The sequence below is a fragment of the Stutzerimonas azotifigens DSM 17556 genome (genome assembly GCF_000425625.1).
In the GTDB taxonomy this organism is placed as follows: domain Bacteria; phylum Pseudomonadota; class Gammaproteobacteria; order Pseudomonadales; family Pseudomonadaceae; genus Stutzerimonas; species Stutzerimonas azotifigens.
Map to the genome: position 1 here is coordinate 6,996 of NZ_AUDU01000069.1, position 15,297 is coordinate 22,292.

Annotated in this window: 11 protein-coding genes; 7 read left to right on the plus strand and 4 right to left on the minus strand. The window is 69.0% G+C overall.

Annotated features, from left to right (window positions below; translation table 11 throughout):
- Positions 1-185 precede the first annotated feature (185 nt).
- The 5 genes from trhO to H610_RS23460 all read left to right on the plus strand — a co-directional run bounded on the left by trhO (position 186) and on the right by H610_RS23460 (position 7,585).
- Entirely contained in the window at positions 186-1,121 is a 936-nt protein-coding gene (gene trhO, locus H610_RS0107310; RefSeq protein ID WP_028239065.1) for an oxygen-dependent tRNA uridine(34) hydroxylase TrhO, read from the plus strand.
- A 55-nt stretch (positions 1,122-1,176) separates the two neighbouring features.
- Positions 1,177-1,809 (plus strand): DsbA family protein, encoded by a 633-nt coding sequence (locus H610_RS0107315; protein WP_028239066.1) that lies wholly within the window; start codon positions 1,177-1,179, stop codon positions 1,807-1,809.
- A complete protein-coding gene (locus H610_RS0107320; protein WP_028239067.1) occupies positions 1,802-3,592 on the plus strand; it encodes an ABC transporter ATP-binding protein in 1,791 nt (596 codons plus the stop codon). Before H610_RS0107315 ends, H610_RS0107320 begins: the two co-directional genes overlap by 8 nt.
- A 198-nt stretch (positions 3,593-3,790) precedes the next feature.
- Complete coding sequence (locus tag H610_RS0107325; protein WP_028239068.1) at positions 3,791-5,743, plus strand: methyl-accepting chemotaxis protein; 1,953 nt, start codon at positions 3,791-3,793, stop codon at positions 5,741-5,743.
- A gap of 516 nt (positions 5,744-6,259) precedes the next feature.
- Complete coding sequence (locus tag H610_RS23460) at positions 6,260-7,585, plus strand: APC family permease (protein WP_084166396.1); 1,326 nt, start codon at positions 6,260-6,262, stop codon at positions 7,583-7,585.
- A gap of 355 nt (positions 7,586-7,940) precedes the next feature.
- On the opposite strand, the gene H610_RS0107335 is transcribed toward H610_RS23460, so the two are convergent.
- Complete coding sequence (locus H610_RS0107335) at positions 7,941-8,981, minus strand: metal-dependent hydrolase (protein WP_028239069.1); 1,041 nt, start codon at positions 8,979-8,981, stop codon at positions 7,941-7,943.
- Between the two features lie 123 nt (positions 8,982-9,104).
- On the opposite strand from H610_RS0107335, the gene arfB reads away from it, so the two are divergent.
- Positions 9,105-9,518: an alternative ribosome rescue aminoacyl-tRNA hydrolase ArfB gene (gene arfB, locus H610_RS0107340; RefSeq protein ID WP_028239070.1), complete on the plus strand. Its 414-nt coding sequence runs from the start codon at positions 9,105-9,107 to the stop codon at positions 9,516-9,518.
- 34 nt (positions 9,519-9,552) lie between these two features.
- Here arfB and ggpS read toward each other — a convergent pair whose 3' ends face one another.
- The 3 genes from ggpS to H610_RS0107355 all read right to left on the minus strand — a co-directional run bounded on the left by ggpS (position 9,553) and on the right by H610_RS0107355 (position 14,314).
- Complete coding sequence (gene ggpS, locus H610_RS0107345; RefSeq protein ID WP_028239071.1) at positions 9,553-11,808, minus strand: glucosylglycerol-phosphate synthase; 2,256 nt, start codon at positions 11,806-11,808, stop codon at positions 9,553-9,555.
- A gap of 96 nt (positions 11,809-11,904) precedes the next feature.
- Entirely contained in the window at positions 11,905-13,191 is a 1,287-nt protein-coding gene (locus tag H610_RS0107350) for an MFS transporter (protein ID WP_028239072.1), read from the minus strand.
- A 229-nt stretch (positions 13,192-13,420) separates the two neighbouring features.
- Complete coding sequence (locus H610_RS0107355; protein WP_028239073.1) at positions 13,421-14,314, minus strand: LysR family transcriptional regulator; 894 nt, start codon at positions 14,312-14,314, stop codon at positions 13,421-13,423.
- A gap of 126 nt (positions 14,315-14,440) precedes the next feature.
- Here H610_RS0107355 and H610_RS0107360 point away from each other — a divergent pair, with 126 nt between their 5' ends.
- On the plus strand, positions 14,441-15,262 hold the full coding sequence (locus tag H610_RS0107360) for an FAS1-like dehydratase domain-containing protein (protein ID WP_028239074.1): 822 nt from the start codon (positions 14,441-14,443) through the stop codon (positions 15,260-15,262).
- Positions 15,263-15,297: the final 35 nt, after the last annotated feature.

Genomic DNA, 15,297 nt, shown 5'->3' on the forward strand with positions numbered 1-15,297 from the left:
GAAGCCTGAAGCCTGAAGCCTGAAGCCTGAAGCCTGAAGCCTGAAGCCTGAAGCCTGAAGCCTGAAGCCTGAAGCCTGAAGCCTGAAGCCTGAAGCCGCTTTTTTGCTAGAATCCCGCGCCGGCCATTGGCCGGCGTTTCTTTTTCCCGGTCCGCCCTTTACGCGGGCGACCACTGGAGGCTGTCATGACCCGACCCATCGTCGTGGCGGCGCTGTACAAGTTCGTCTCCCTGCCGGACTACGTCGCGCTGCGCGAACCCCTGCTCGATACCCTGCTGGCCAACGGCATCAAGGGCACCCTGCTGCTCGCCGAGGAGGGCATCAACGGTACCGTGTCCGGCACCCGCGAGGCGATCGACGCGCTGCTCGCCTGGCTGCAGAAGGACCCGCGCCTGGCCGACGTCGACCACAAGGAGTCCTACTGCGACGAGCAGCCCTTCTACCGCACCAAGGTCAAGCTGAAGAAGGAAATCGTCACCCTCGGCGTGCCGGGCGTGGACCCCAACCGGCGGGTCGGCACCTACGTCGAGCCGCAGGACTGGAACGCGCTGATCAGCGATCCCGAGGTGCTGCTGATCGACACCCGCAACGACTACGAGGTGGCGATCGGCACCTTCGAGGGCGCCATCGACCCGAAGACCCGGTCGTTCCGCGAATTCCCCGAATACGTGAAGGCCCACTTCGACCCGACGCGGCACAAGAAGGTGGCGATGTTCTGCACCGGCGGCATCCGTTGCGAGAAGGCCTCGAGCTTCATGCTCGGGGAGGGCTTCGAGGAGGTCTACCACCTCAAGGGCGGCATCCTGAAGTACCTGGAAGAGGTGCCGCAGGAGACTTCGAAGTGGCGCGGCGACTGCTTCGTGTTCGACAACCGGGTCACCGTGCGCCATGACCTCAGCGAAGGCGACTACGATCAATGTCATGCGTGCCGCAACCCGATCTCGGTTGAGGACCGCGCCTCCGGGCACTACGCGCCGGGCATCAGTTGCCCGCACTGCTGGGACTCGCTGCCGGAGAAGACCCGCGCCAGCGCCCGCGAGCGGCAGAAGCAGATCGAACTGGCGCGCCAGCGCAACCAGCCGCACCCCATCGGCCGTGACCCGCGACAGCCGCTGGAGTGACCCCCTGCGAGCCGCCTTCGGGCGGCCCTGCCACGGCGCGGATCGAGGAGTACCGATGACCACGCGACTGCTCTATGTGATGGACCCGATGTGCTCCTGGTGCTGGGGCTTCGCTCCGGTGATCGAGGCGCTGGCCGTGCAGGCCGCTGCCGAGGAAGTCGGCCTGCACCTGGTGGTCGGCGGCCTGCGCAGCCAGCGCGAGCCGCTGGATGCCGCCGGGCGGGTGCGCATCCTCGGCCACTGGCAGGCGGTCAACGCCGCCACCGGCCAGTTGTTCGACTACGAGGCCGGCATGCCGCCGGGCTTCGTCTACGACACCGAGCCGGCCTGCCGTGCGCTGGTCACCGCCCGCGTGCTCGATCCGGCACGGGCCTGGCCGCTGGCGCAGGCGATCCAGCGCGCCTTCTACCAGCAGGGCGTGGACGTGGTGCGCGCCGCGCAACTGGCCGAACTCGCCGAGACCGAGGGTTTCGAACGCGATGCCTTCGCCCGCCATTTCGACAGCGCCGAAGCCCGTGCGACGACCGAAGCGGATTTCACCTGGGTGCAGAACCTCGGCATCAGCGGCTTCCCCACGCTGCTCGCCGAGCACGAGGGGCGGCTGGCGCTGCTGACCAACGGCTACCAGCCGCTGGAGGTCCTGGCGCCCTTGCTCGACCGCTGGCTGCAGCGGGCGCGGCATGGCTGAGCGGCCCGCCGACCGCCTGACCTGGGCGGAGATCCGCCGGCTCGCCCTGCGCCACCGCAAGCGCCTGCTGTTCGCCAACGTCTTCGCGGTGCTGGCGACGCTCTGCTCGGTGCCGATCCCGTTGCTGCTGCCGCTGCTGGTCGACGAGGTGCTGCTTGGCCAGGGCGACGCCGCCCTGAACGTCATGGACCGCTTCCTGCCGGCCGGCTGGGAGACCGCGGTCGGCTACATCGGCCTGATGCTGGTCGCCACGCTGCTGCTGCGGGCCGCGGCGCTGGTGCTCAACGTGCTGCAGGCGCGGCTGTTCGCCGGACTGTCGAAGGACATCGTCTACCGCCTGCGCATCCGCCTGATCGAGCGGCTCAAGCGCATCGCCCTGAGCGAGTACGAGGACCTCGGCGGCGGCACCGTGGCGACCCACCTGGTCACCGATCTGGATACCCTCGACAAGTTCATCGGCGAGACGCTCAGCCGGCTGCTGGTGGCGGTGCTGTCGATCACCGGCACGGCGCTGATCCTGGTGTGGATGCACTGGCAGCTGGCGCTGCTGATCCTGCTGTTCAATCCGCTGGTGATCTACGCCACGGTGCAGCTCGGCAAGCGCGTCAAGCACCTCAAGCGGCTGGAGAACGACAGCACCGCGCGCTTCACCCAGGCGCTGACCGAGACCCTCGACGCCATCCAGGAGGTGCGCGCCGGCAACCGCCAGGGCTTCTTCCTCGGCCGCCTCGGCGCCCGCGCCCGCGAGGTGCGCGACTACGCGATCGCCTCGCAGTGGAAGACCGATGCCTCCAACCGCGCCAGCGGCCTGCTGTTCCAGTTCGGCATCGACGTGTTCCGCGCCGCGGCGATGCTCACCGTGCTGTTCTCCGACCTGTCCATTGGGCAGATGCTGGCGGTGTTCAGCTACCTGTGGTTCATGATCGGCCCGGTCGAACAGCTGCTGAACCTGCAGTACGCCTTCTACGCCGCCGGCGGCGCGCTGGCCCGGCTCAACCAGCTGCTGGCGCGCGCCGACGAGCCGAGCTACCCGACGCTGCTCGACCCCTTCGCCGGCAGGCCCACGGTCGGCATCGAGGTGCGCGACCTGTACTTCTCCTACCGCGACGAGCCGGTGCTCGAAGGCCTGGACCTGAGCATCGCGCCGGGCGAGAAGGTGGCGCTGGTGGGCGCCAGCGGCGGCGGCAAGAGCACCCTGGTACAGCTGCTGCTCGGCCTCTACCAGCCGCAGGCGGGCAGTATCCGCTTCGGCGAGGCACCGATCGAGCAGATCGGCCTGGGCACCCTGCGCGAGCAGGTGGCGGTGGTGCTGCAGCATCCGGCGCTGTTCAACGACACGGTGCGGGCCAACCTGACCATGGGCCGCGAGCGCGACGACGCGGCCTGCTGGCACGCGCTGGAGCTGGCGCAGCTGGCCGAGACCGTGCGCCAGCTGCCGCAGGGGCTCGACAGCATGGTCGGGCGCTCCGGCGTGCGCCTGTCCGGCGGGCAGCGACAGCGCCTGGCGGTGGCGCGGATGGTCCTCGCCGAGCCGAAGGTGGTGATCCTCGACGAGGCCACCTCGGCCCTGGACGCCGCCACCGAATACGCGCTGCACCAGGCGCTGGACCGTTTCCTCGAGGGGCGCACCACGCTGATCATCGCCCACCGGCTGTCGGCGGTTAAGCAGGCCGATCGCGTGCTGGTGTTCGACTGTGGGCGAATCGCCGAGCAGGGCGAGCACCAGCAACTGATCGCCGAAGGAGGGCTCTACGCGAGGCTGTACGGCCACCTGCAGCACTGAGCTGCGTTTCGAGACCTGTGCTGGCCTTTTGACGTCATGAACTTGGCCGGCGCTCGGTGGCAGGGTAAAGTCCCGCCCGTTTCCAAGCGTCCGAGTCGGACAGGGCCTGCCGCCAGGCGTCGCTTTTCCCTCCTCGACGCTCAATTTCTTCCAGCACCGGCCGATGAGCTGCTATCACGCTTCGAGGACGCTTTCCCTATGGACGCCATCATTCGTTTCTTTACCGATCTGACGGTCGGCCGCAAGTTGTTGCTCGGTTTCGGCGTGGTGCTGCTGCTCACCCTCGCGGTCGGCATCACCGGCTTCTACGTGGTCGACGACACGGTCGAGCGCACCGAGCAGATGAACCAGCTGTCACGCATCAACGCCAGTATTCTCCAGGCCCGCGCCGAGGAGCGTCGCTACGCGCTCAGCCGCGACCCGGCCTCGGCCGAGAAGCTGCGCCAGGAACTGGCGGCGCTCGGCAGCGAACTCGAGGGCCTGGCGTCCCGCGCCAGCGCCGAGGAGCGCGCCAGCCTGCAGCGCATTCGCGAAGCGGTCAGCGCCTACTCGGCGCAGTTCGAGTCCTACGTCAAGCAGCTGGCCGAAGGCGAGAAGCTGCGGGCGCAGATGGGCGAATCGGCCGAACTCAGCCGCGACGAGTTCGTCTCCGTGGAGCTGGCGATGTACGACGCGGTTCGCGTCCTGCGCCTGCAGGGCGACCACCTCAAGGGCAGCGACCCGCTGACCCTCGCCGAGGCCACGTCCGGCCTGACCAAGAACATCCTCGACCTGCGCACTTTCGAATACCGCTTCCTCGGCGACGGCTCGGCTGAAGCGCTGCAGGGCTGGCAGGACGTCTACGGCCAGATCGTCAACACCGGCGAAGGCCTGCAGCGCTGGCTCGACGACGAGCAGAAAGAGGCCATGACCGCGGCGCTCGGCGCGCTGGGCCAGTACAAGCAGGCATTCGAACAGTTCCAGCGCTACCGTGGCGAACGCATCGCCAGCGAGCAGACCATGGACGAAAAGGCCGCCGCGGCGGTGCAGATCGCCGCCGACGGGCTGCAGCGAGCCAACGAGGCGATGCAGGCCGCTCGCCAGCAGACGCTGGCGCTGCTCGGCATCATCGTGGCGGCGGCGATCGCCATCGGCCTGGTGGCATCGGTGTCGATCACCCGCATCATCGTCGGGCCGCTGCAGCGTACCGTGGCGATTGCCCAGCGGGTCGCCGGCGGCGACCTCAGCCAGAGCGAGACGGTTCGCCGGCGCGACGAGGTCGGGCAGCTGCAGGAAGCCATGCAGACCATGACCCAGAGCCTGCGCAACCTGATCGGGCGGATCGGCGGCGGCGTCAGCCAGATCGCCACCGCGGCCGACCAGCTCTCCGCGGTCACCGCGCAGACCAGCCAGGGCGTGCAGACCCAGCGCGTGGAGACCGACCAGGTGGCCACCGCCGTGCTGCAGATGAGCTCCACCGTGCAGGAGGTGGCGCGCAACGCCGAACAGGCCAGCGTCGCCGCGCGCCAGGCCGACCAGGAAGCGCGCCAGGGCGACCGCGTGGTGCAGGAGGCCGTGACCCAGGTCGGCAGCCTGGCCAGCGAGGTCGAGCAGTCTGCCCAGGCGCTCGAGGCTCTCAACCAGGAGAGCGGCCGCATCGGCACCGTGCTGGAAGTGATCCGCAGCGTCGCCGAACAGACCAACCTGCTGGCGCTCAACGCCGCCATCGAGGCGGCGCGCGCCGGCGAACAGGGCCGCGGCTTCGCCGTGGTCGCCGACGAGGTGCGGGCACTGGCCATGCGCACCCATGCCTCGACCGAGGAAATCGAAGGCCTGATCGCCAACCTGCAGCGCCAGGCGCGGCAGGCGGTCGATCAGATGGAGGCCAGCCGCACGCTGACCCACCGCACCGTGGAACTGGCCAGCGAAGCCGGCGCCGCGCTCGGCCGGATCACCGAGGCGGTGTCCACCATCGAGCAGATGAACCAGCAGATCGCCGCCGCTTCCGAAGAGCAGAGCGCCGTGGCCGAGGCCATCAGCGAAAGCATCACCCGCGTGCGCGACATCGGCGAGCAGAGCGCCACCGCCAGCCACCAGACGGCCGACGCCAGTGCCGAACTGGCGCGCCTGGGCGTCGAGCTGCAGGGCCTGGTTGGACAGTTCAGGACCTGACGCTTCTCGCTACCATCGAAGCCCCGGCCCAGGTCGCAATGCTGTTCACTTAAGTGGACCCTTGGCCTCGGGCAGGCCTACGGCCTGCATCGCCGCGAGGGCGCGCCTCCCACAGGGATGTGGTGGATGCCGCAAGCCCGTCGGGAACGAGCGCGGCCTCCCACAGGGCTCGGCGGGCAACTCCGCTTTCGTGGGAGGCCCGACCTCGGGGCGATCTTGCCTAAGTGAATCGCATTACGGCCCAGGTCGGGGCTTTTCGTTTCGGTGGGACGGGAAAGCCGGCTCGTCCGCGATTGTAGGGTGGGTCGGGCGGCGTTCCGCTTCAGCCCACCTGTTTCCTGTTCGAGCTTTCGTTGGTGGGCTGAAGCCCACCCCCACGCCCACCCGGAGCTGGTTTCGCACGCAAGCGCATGGAAACCGCTGAACTTCGCCGGTGGCGCGCGGCTCTAGGTTCAAGGACCACGCACGCCGAGGAGCCCCGATGCCTACCGTTCCCGATTTCATGCAGGTCTGTCCGTGAGCAGCCCGGCGGTCGAGACCGGCACCCGGCTGCGGCGCGCCATCGGCGGGCCGGCGCTGTTCCTGTTCATCCTCGGCGATGTGCTGGGCGCGGGCGTCTACGCCCTGGCCGGGAAGATCGCCGGCGAGGTGGGCGGGGCGGTGTGGGTGCCGCTGCTGGTGGCGCTGGGCTTCGCCATGCTCACCGCCGCATCCTATGCCGAGCTGGTCACAAAGTACCCCAGGGCTGGCGGCGCGGCGCTGTTCGCCCAGCGCGCCTTCGGTGTCCCGCTGCTGTCGTTCCTGGTCGGCTTCAGCATGCTGGCGGCCGGGGTCACCAGCGCCGCGGGCCTGTCGCTGGCATTCGCCGGCGACTACCTGGGGGCCTTCCTGCAGACACCGACGGTGCCCACCGCGCTGGTGTTCCTGACCCTGGTGGCGCTGCTCAATGCGCGCGGCATCCGCGAATCGCTGGGCGCCAATGCGCTCATGACCGTCATCGAGGTGAGCGGCCTGCTGCTGGTGATCCTGCTGGCCGCGCGCTTCGTGCTGGCGGGGCAGGGCGAGCCCGCGCGGGTGCTGACCTTCACCCCCGGGGTGTCGCCGGCGCTGGCGGTGCTGGGAGCGGCGCTGATCGCCTTCTATTCCTTCGTCGGCTTCGAGGTCTCGGCCAACGTCGCCGAGGAGGTGAAGAACGTCGAGCGCAACTACCCGCGCGCCCTGTTCGGCGCGCTCGTCGTCGCCGGCCTGGTGTACATGGGGGTGGGCACGGCGGCGACCGCGGTGCTGTCGCCCGAGGCGCTGGAGCGTAGCTCGGCGCCGCTGCTCGAGGTGGTCCGGGCGACCGGCTATGCGGTGCCGGACGGGCTGTTCGCCGTGATCGCCCTGGTGGCGGTGGCCAACGGCGCGCTGTTGACCATGATCATGGCCAGCCGCCTGGCCTACGGCATGGCCGACGACGGCCAGCTGCCAGGCGTGCTCGCCCGGGTGCTGCCGAACCGGCGCACGCCCTGGGTGGCGATCGTCGCCACCACGCTGATGGCGATGCTGCTGACCGTCACCGGCAGCCTGCAGGTGCTGGCCGAGACTGTGGTGCTGTTGCTTCTGTTCGTCTTCATCAGCACCAACGTGGCGGTGCTGGCGCTGCGCCGCGACCAGGTCGACCGGCCGCATTTCAGGGCGCCGACGGCGCTGCCGGTGCTGGCCATTCTGTCGTGCCTGGTGCTGCTGGCCCAGCAGGAGACCGGCACCTGGCTGCGCGCGGGGCTGCTGCTCGGCCTGGGCGTGCTGCTCTACGGGCTGAATCGCTGGTACGCGGGGCGCGAGGCGGGCGACCTGGGGTGAGCCCGGCGGCCTCTCGGCATCACGGGGGATTGGCACAGGCGCACCAGTAGGGCTCGCTGAGAAAAGCTTCCCTCATCCGGTCCTGCGGGCCACCTTCTCCCGCGGGGAGAAGGGGAAAAGCGCGGCACTTCGCGGTCTATCGCCCCGAGGTCGGGCCTCCCACAAAAAACGAGCGGTGCCCACCGGATCCTGCGGGAGGCCGCGCCCGTTCCCGACGGGCTTGCGGCATTCACCACATCCTTGTGGATTGCGCGCCCTCGCGGCGACTGCGGACAAGCGGCCTTGGCCGCGAATGGTGGGGGTTCGCGGTCGAGACCGCTCCCAGAAGCGCAAAGGATGCGAGGCGGCCTATAGATCAGCGCCGGCCGAGGTCGGCGGCCCAGGCTTCCAGCGGCACCCGCTCGGCGGGGTGCCAGATGCGCTCCCAGAGAGTCAGCAGCTGGCGGCTGTCGCCACGGCTGGCGGGCAGGCGTTCGACGTGCTCGATCAGCTGCCATTGCCCGTCCTGCTGCTCGGCCAGCGGGAAGCGGAACGGGTGGAAACCGGTCATCCCCAGGCGCAGGTCGGTGACCAGCAGTTGCCCGTCCACCTGGTCGTAGCGCAGGATGCCGCCGGTGAACCACTGCAGGCGCGCATGCTGGGGCGAGGCCGCGACGATGCCGGCCAGCGCGCTGCCGCGCGGCAGGCGCACCAGCTCCGGCGGGCCGTCGTCGAACCAGCCGACCAGCGCCTCGTGGTAGTCCTCGCCGTCGATCACCACCGCACGCCAAAGCAGGCTGTTGAAGGGCGTCGGGCCGCTGAACACGGCCTCGGCCTTGATGCCCGAGCTTGCCAGCGCCTCGGCGACGCGCTGCTCGGCCATCTGCTTGCCGGCCACGGTGAAGGCCAGGTAGGCGCTCGACAGGCCCAGCGCGATTGCTGGCCAGCGGCCGACCCGGCCCTTGAGCCCGGCGATGGCGCCGACCAGTACGGCGAACAGCAGCGGCAGGGTGTACAGAGGATCGATGATGAACACCGTCGACCAGGCCACCGGCGGCGTCGGCAGCGGCCAGAACAGCTGGGTGCCGTAGCTGGTGAAGGCATCGAGCAGCACGTGGGTGATCAGCACCAGCCAGAGCGTGAGGAACAGGCGCCTGCCGCTGTAGCGCGGGTCCGGCCGCAAGCGCCGGGCGAGCCAGGTGAGCAATGCGGCGAGGGCGGTGAGCACGAACAGCGAGTGGCTGAAGCCGCGGTGATAGGTCATCTCGGCGACCGCGTCGCCGTAGTCGATCACCACGTCCAGGTCCGGTACGGTGCCGAGCAGGGCGCCGTACAGCAGCGCCTTGCGCCCCTGCCAGCGGCCCAGCAGCGCGCCTTGCACGCTGGCGCCGAGAACCGCCTGGGTGATCGAATCCATTGCTGCCGCTCCATCGTTGCCAGCCGCCTACCTTAGCGAAAGCACCGGCGGAACGGCGGGAGAAATTGTCGAAAAAGGCTACGGCGCTGGCCGCCCCGGGCCCAGGCAGGCAAGATGACGCCCATGCTGACCATCACTTCCAACGTGCAGATACCCGACGACGAACTGCAATGGACCGCGATCCGCTCGCAGGGCGCCGGCGGGCAGAACGTCAACAAGGTGTCCAGCGCGGTGCACCTGCGTTTCGACGTCCGCGCCTCGTCGTTGTCGGATTTCTACAAGGAGCGCCTGCTGGCGCTGAACGACAGCCGCCTCAGCCGCGACGGCGTGCTGGTGATCAAGGCGCAGCGCTTTCGCACCCAGGAGCAGAACCTCGCCGATGCGCAGGAGCGCCTGGTCGAGCTGATCCGCGCGGCGACGCAGGTGGAGAAGAAGCGCCGGCCGACCCGCCCGACCCGCGGCTCGCAGGAGCGCCGCCTGGCCGGCAAAAGCAAGCGCGGCACGATCAAGGCCGGCCGCGGAAAAGTGGACTTCTGAAGCCCGTAGCACGGACGGGCTTCAGAGCAGCACCTTATACCGCGGCTTCTACCACCGCTGTCGGCACCTCCGTCTCCAGCGCGCCGAGGAACTCGTCGCCCCAGCGGCGGATGTCATTGTAGCCGACGATGTCGAACAGCTCGCGCAGACGCGAGCGCGCCTCGCTGCGCGGCATGTTCAGTGCGAGGTAGCAGTTCTGCACCAGGTCGGCGACGTCGTGCGGGTTGGTCAGCACCGCGCCCTTGAGCTCGGCCGCCGCGCCGGCGAACTCCGACAGCACCAGCACGCCGCTGCCGGCGAGCAGGCCCTGGGTGGCGACGAACTCCTTGGCCACCAGGTTCAGGCCGTCGCGCAGCGGGGTGATCCACATGACGTCGGCCATCGCGTACCAGGCCACCACCTCGTCGAATGGCAGGCTGCGGAAGAAGAACTGCACCGGGGTCCAGCCGATCCGCGCGAAGCGCCCGTTGATGCGCCCGACGGCCTGCTCGATCTGCGTCTGCAACTCGTCGTAGACGGTCATCTCGCGCGCCGCCGGAACGCAGATGCTGGCCAGCGTGACCTTGCCGTGCAGCTCGGGGTTCTCCGCCAGCAGCACCTCGTAGGCCTTGAGCTTTTCCAGCACGCCCTTGGTGTAGTCGAGGCGCTCGACCGCGAGGATCAGGCGCACGCCGGACAGCTCCTGGCGCAGCTGCGCCATCTGCTCCTGCACCGCCGCCCTGGCCAGGGCGTTGCGCACCCGGTCGAGGTCGAGCCCGACCGGGTGGGCGCCGAGCCGCACCGTGCGCATGCCGGTGTCGAGGGCGGTGGTCATGCGGTCGAGGCCGACCGCGCAGCCATAGGTGACGAAGCGCGGCGCGCAGTTCTGCTCGGCGAGCGTCTTCAGCGGGAAGACGCCGCGCGCAACGTCGACGAAGTTCTCCACCTGCCGCGGGATGTGGAAGCCGACGTAATCGCACTGCAGCAGGCTGCCGATGATCTGCCGGCGCCAGGGCACCACGTTGAACACGTCGGCCGAGGGGAAGTAGGTGTGGTGGAAGAAGGCGATCTTCAGGTCCGGGCGCAGCTCGCGCAGGTAGGCCGGGACCATCCACAGGTTGTAGTCGTGGATCCACACGGTGGCGCCTTCGGCCGCCTCCAGCGCGGTGCGTTCGGCGAAGGCGCGGTTGACGCGCAGGTACACCTGCCAGTCCTCCTCGTGGAAGCTGGCGCGCTCCCAGAAGCAGTGCAGGGTGGGCCAGAAGGCCTCCTTGGAGAAACGCTTGTAGAAGGTGTCGACGTCGGCCTGGCACAGCGGCACGCGCGCGGCGGTCAGGCGCGGGTAGCGCTCGGCGTCCACCGTGGTGTGGCTGTCGAAGGGTTCCTCGCCCTCGTCCACGGCCCAGGCCACCCAGGAGCCCTTGCGCCCGTCGGCGAAGAAGCTCAGCAGGGTGGGGATGATGCCGTTGGGCGAGGTCGGCCGGCGGCGCTGCAGCTTGCCGGCGACGCGGTGTTCCTCGTAGGGCAGGCGGTGGTAGACGATCACCAGCTCGGCCTGCCCCGGTTCGGTGGCGCGGCGGGTCTCGGCGGCGAAGCCGTGTTCGCCGAGGAAGCCGAAGTGCGAGAAGGCCTGGATGATGCCGCCGCAGCCCGGGCTGTCGGCATGCAGCACCCGCGCGCAGTGCTGGGTCTGCTCCAGCAGGGCCGGCTCCGACCGTCCGACGCAGACGCCCTTGAGCCCGCAGCCGAGCATGGCCAGGTCATTCAGCGTGTCGCCGGCGACCAGCACCTGTTCGGGGTCGATGCCGATCAGTTCCACCAGGCGCAGCAGGCTGCTGCCCTTGTTGACCCCGCGCGGCAGGAAGTCGAGATAGAGATCGGCCGAATACAGCAGGTCGCAATCCAGCGCTTCGGCGATTTCCTTCAGCGCCGGATCGGCCGCGCGCTCGGGCGTGCAGAAGTACGAGCAGCGGCGGGCCTGCGGAATGTCCTGGCGCACCAGTTCTGGGATGTCGGCCAGGGCGCTGGCGACCTGGGTTTCGCCGGGCCAGCGGGCGTCGATGTCCTGCTGCAGGGGCTGGATCGGCTGCAGGGTCTCGCCGTGGTACAGGCTGGCGCCGACGTCGGCGATGATGTAGTCCGGCTGCGGCAGCGTGGGGTCGGCCAGCAGCGGCAGGACCGACTCCAGGCTACGTCCGGTGACGTAGGCGAGCTGGATGTCGGGGTGAGCGGTGATGGTCTGATAGAGGCTCAGGCGATCCGCCGGATCGCCGCCGAGAAAGGTTCCATCGAGATCGGTGGCAAGTAGCATGCGCTGTCTCCCTGTCCATAGTGGTTGACGCGCCGACCTTGGCCGACGTGCACGGGTGGTGCGGCGTCCGTGCGACCGGGTGCTCGCCTGGCGCCGCTATCGCTCCTGTCCCGCGTAGGCGGGCTCGGGTTGTGCATCCGGATCGGATGCGGGTTCGTGTGGGGTTTCCGGGGTATCCGGCATCAGCTCCAGCACCGTGTGGCTGGTGCGCAGCATCGGGGTGAAGTGGCCGTGCGGCTCGCTCAGCAGGTCGCTGACGCGGCGCGCGCGGTACAGCGAGTAGAGCGCCAGCACGCCGAGGGTCACGGCGAAGAAGATCGGCAGGCCCTTCGGCCCGATCAGGGTCATCAGCCCGCCGGCGATCACCGGCCCGAAGGCCGCGCCGAAGCCGTTGGCCAGCAGCAGGCCGCTGGAGCCGGAGAGGATTTCGTCCGGGTGCAGCTGGTCGACCATCTGCGCCACCGAGATCGAGTAGATCGAGAAGGCCAGCCCGCCCCAGAGGAACATGCCGGCCAGCAGCAGCGGCCCGGCGACGAAGAAGGTCAACACGACCGACAGCACGGCCGCCAGGCTGACCACCCAGAGCAGCACCAGGCGCCGGTCGTGGGTGTCGGAGAAGCGGCCGATCGGCCACTGCAGCAGCGCGCCGCCGAGAATGGTCACGCTCATCAGCAGGCCGACACCGTGGGAATCGAAGCCGCTGCCGCTGGCGTAGACCGGGGCCAGGCCCCAGAAGCCGGCCAGCGCCAGGCCGGACAGGCCCGCGGCCATCAGCGGCAGCGGCGCGATGCGGGCCAGCTGCAGCAGGTCGGTGTGCGGCGTCTCGGGCTGCGTCGGCTGCGCCTGGCGGGTGAGGGTGATGGGCATCAGCGCGCTGCAGATGAGGATGGCGGCCAGCGCGAACAGGGTGAACACCATCGGGCTTTCCAGCGCCAGCAACTGCTGGGCCGCCGCCAGCGCCCCGAGGTTGACCACCATGTAGATGGCGAACACCTGGCCGCGCTTGTCGCCGCTGACCTGCGCATTCAGCCAGCTCTCGATGACCATGTAGAGCGTTACCAGGGCGATGCCATAGAGGACGCGCAGCGCCATCCATACCCAAGGATTGACGATCATCACGTGCAACAGCGCGGCGATCGACGCCAGGGCCGCATAGAAGGCGAAGGTGCGGATGTGCCCGACCCGGCGGATCAGCGAGGGCGCCAGCCAGGTGCCGATCAGGTAACCGAGAAAGTAGCCGGACATCATGATGCCGATGAGGCCGGTCGAGTAGCCCTCGGCGACGCCCCGCAACGTCAGCAGGGTATTCAGCAGGCCGTGGCCGAGCAGGAGCAAAGCCACGCCGCCCAGCAGCGAACCGATGGGGGCAATCAGAGAAGTCATGCGTCAAACCCTAAGCAACTGGCAAATGGATGGCAAGCTCGCGATTGCCGCCGCCCGCCGGCAGTGCATGCGCCTGCAAGTGCACCATTGGGCAGCACGAGCGGCCAAGGATTCCCTGGCAAGCCAAGCGGCGGGCACTAGCGATGGTCGTCTTGCGGTACGACAGCAGGTCAGGACGGCGCCCCGGATGAACGACGACACTTTTTCGTGCACCCGCGTGCCGTCTGCCTCAGCCGGTCTGGTCCGGTGCCAGCGTGGCGATCAGCGCCTTGACCGTGCCCGGCAGGGCATCGAACTCGCGTACCAGGATGCTGCGCTCGCGTACCGCCCAGGGCTCGTCGAGCTCGACGATCGCCAGGCGCATGGTGCGGCTGTGGCGGGTGGCCGCCGACTCGGGAATGACGCCGATGCCGACACCGGCCTCGATCATCCGGCAGACCGCTTCGAAGGAGGACACCTGGATGCGCAGCGACAGCTGCTCGCCGAGCCGTTCCACCTGATCGCGCAGGAAGCTGAGCAGGGTGCTGCCTTCGTGCAGGCCGATGTGCTGGAAGGACAGCGTCTGGCTCAGCGTCACCTGGCGCTCGGCGGCCAGCGGGTGGCCGACCGGAACCGCCAGCACCAGCCGGTCGGTGCTGAAGTGCAGCACCTGCAGGCCGCGCGCCTCCACCGGGCCGGCGATGATGCCGAGGTCGGTGGAGCCGTCCAGCACGCCGCGCACGATGTCGCGCGACAGGCGCTCCTGCAGGTCCACCGTCACGCCCGGGCGTTCGGCGAGAAAGCCGGCCAGCTTCTCCGGGAGGAATTCGGTGACCGCCGTGGTGTTGGCGAAGATGCGGATGTGCCCGGCCGAATCGGTGCCATAGGCGGTGAACTCGCTCTTGAGGTAGTCGACCTGGCGCATGATCAGCCGCGCATGCTGCAGCAGCCGCTGCCCGGCCGGGGTGAGCTCCACGCCGCGGCTGTCTCGATACAGCAGGCGGGCGTCGAGCTGCGACTCCAGCGCCTTAATGCGGACGCTGGCCGCCGCCGGCGACAGATGGCAGCGGCGCGCCGCCTGGCTCAGGCTGGGTGACTCCGAGATGTGCAGGAACAGGTGTAGATCGGCTAGATCGAAGTGCATCGGACGCGCCCTGTGCTGGTGTTAACCATAATTTAATGGTGGTGTTAGGAAATGCTAATTCACAAAACACCAATAACCCAGCAGGCTACGGCGAAAACAACACACACCACCACGATGGGATCTGTGATGACCGACACCTCTGCCTGGCTCGGACGCACCGAGGAGACTCACGAAGAGCTCAGCCGCAACCTGATCAAGCGCATCGCCGCGACCCTGGGCGAAGCCGAACCCGGCACCGGCCAGCCACTGCCGCCGCTGTGGCAATGGTGTTTCTTCCAGGATGCGGTGCCCGAGACCGGCCTCGGCGGCGACGGCCATCCGGCGCGCGGCGGCTTCCTGCCCCCGGCGGACAACCGCAACCGCATGTGGGCTGGCGGCCGGCTGGAATTCATCGAGCCGCTGCCGGTGGGCGAGGAGGCGACGCGCGTCTCCACCATCCAGGACATCCAGGAAAAGAGCGGCCGCACCGGTTCGCTGCTGTTCGTCACCGTGCGCCACGACTACTCGCAAAACGGCCGCCTGGCCATTCGCGAAGAACAGGACATCGTCTACCGCGAGCCCACCCCGCCGAAGACCAGCAGCGGCGAGCCGCTGATCGAGGGTGACTGGCGCGAGGCGGTGAACCCGACGCCGACGCTGCTGTTCCGCTATTCGGCGGTCACCTTCAACGGCCACCGCATCCACTACGACTGGCCCTACGTGACCGACACCGAGGGTTATTCCGGCCTGGTGGTGCACGGGCCGCTGATCGCCACCCTCAGCCTGCGGGCCTTTTGCCGCGCCAACCCGGAGGCGCGCCTGCGTCGCTTCGCCTTCCGCGGCCTGCGTCCGCTGATCGCGCCGCAGCCCTTCGAGGTCGGCGGGCGCATCGTCGCGCCGGGCAAGGCCGAGGTCTGGGCCGGCAATGCCAACGGCCTGGCGCAGAAGGGCGAAGTGGAATTCGAGTAAACACAAAGACTGATTTTGGGAGCCAGGGTGCCGTA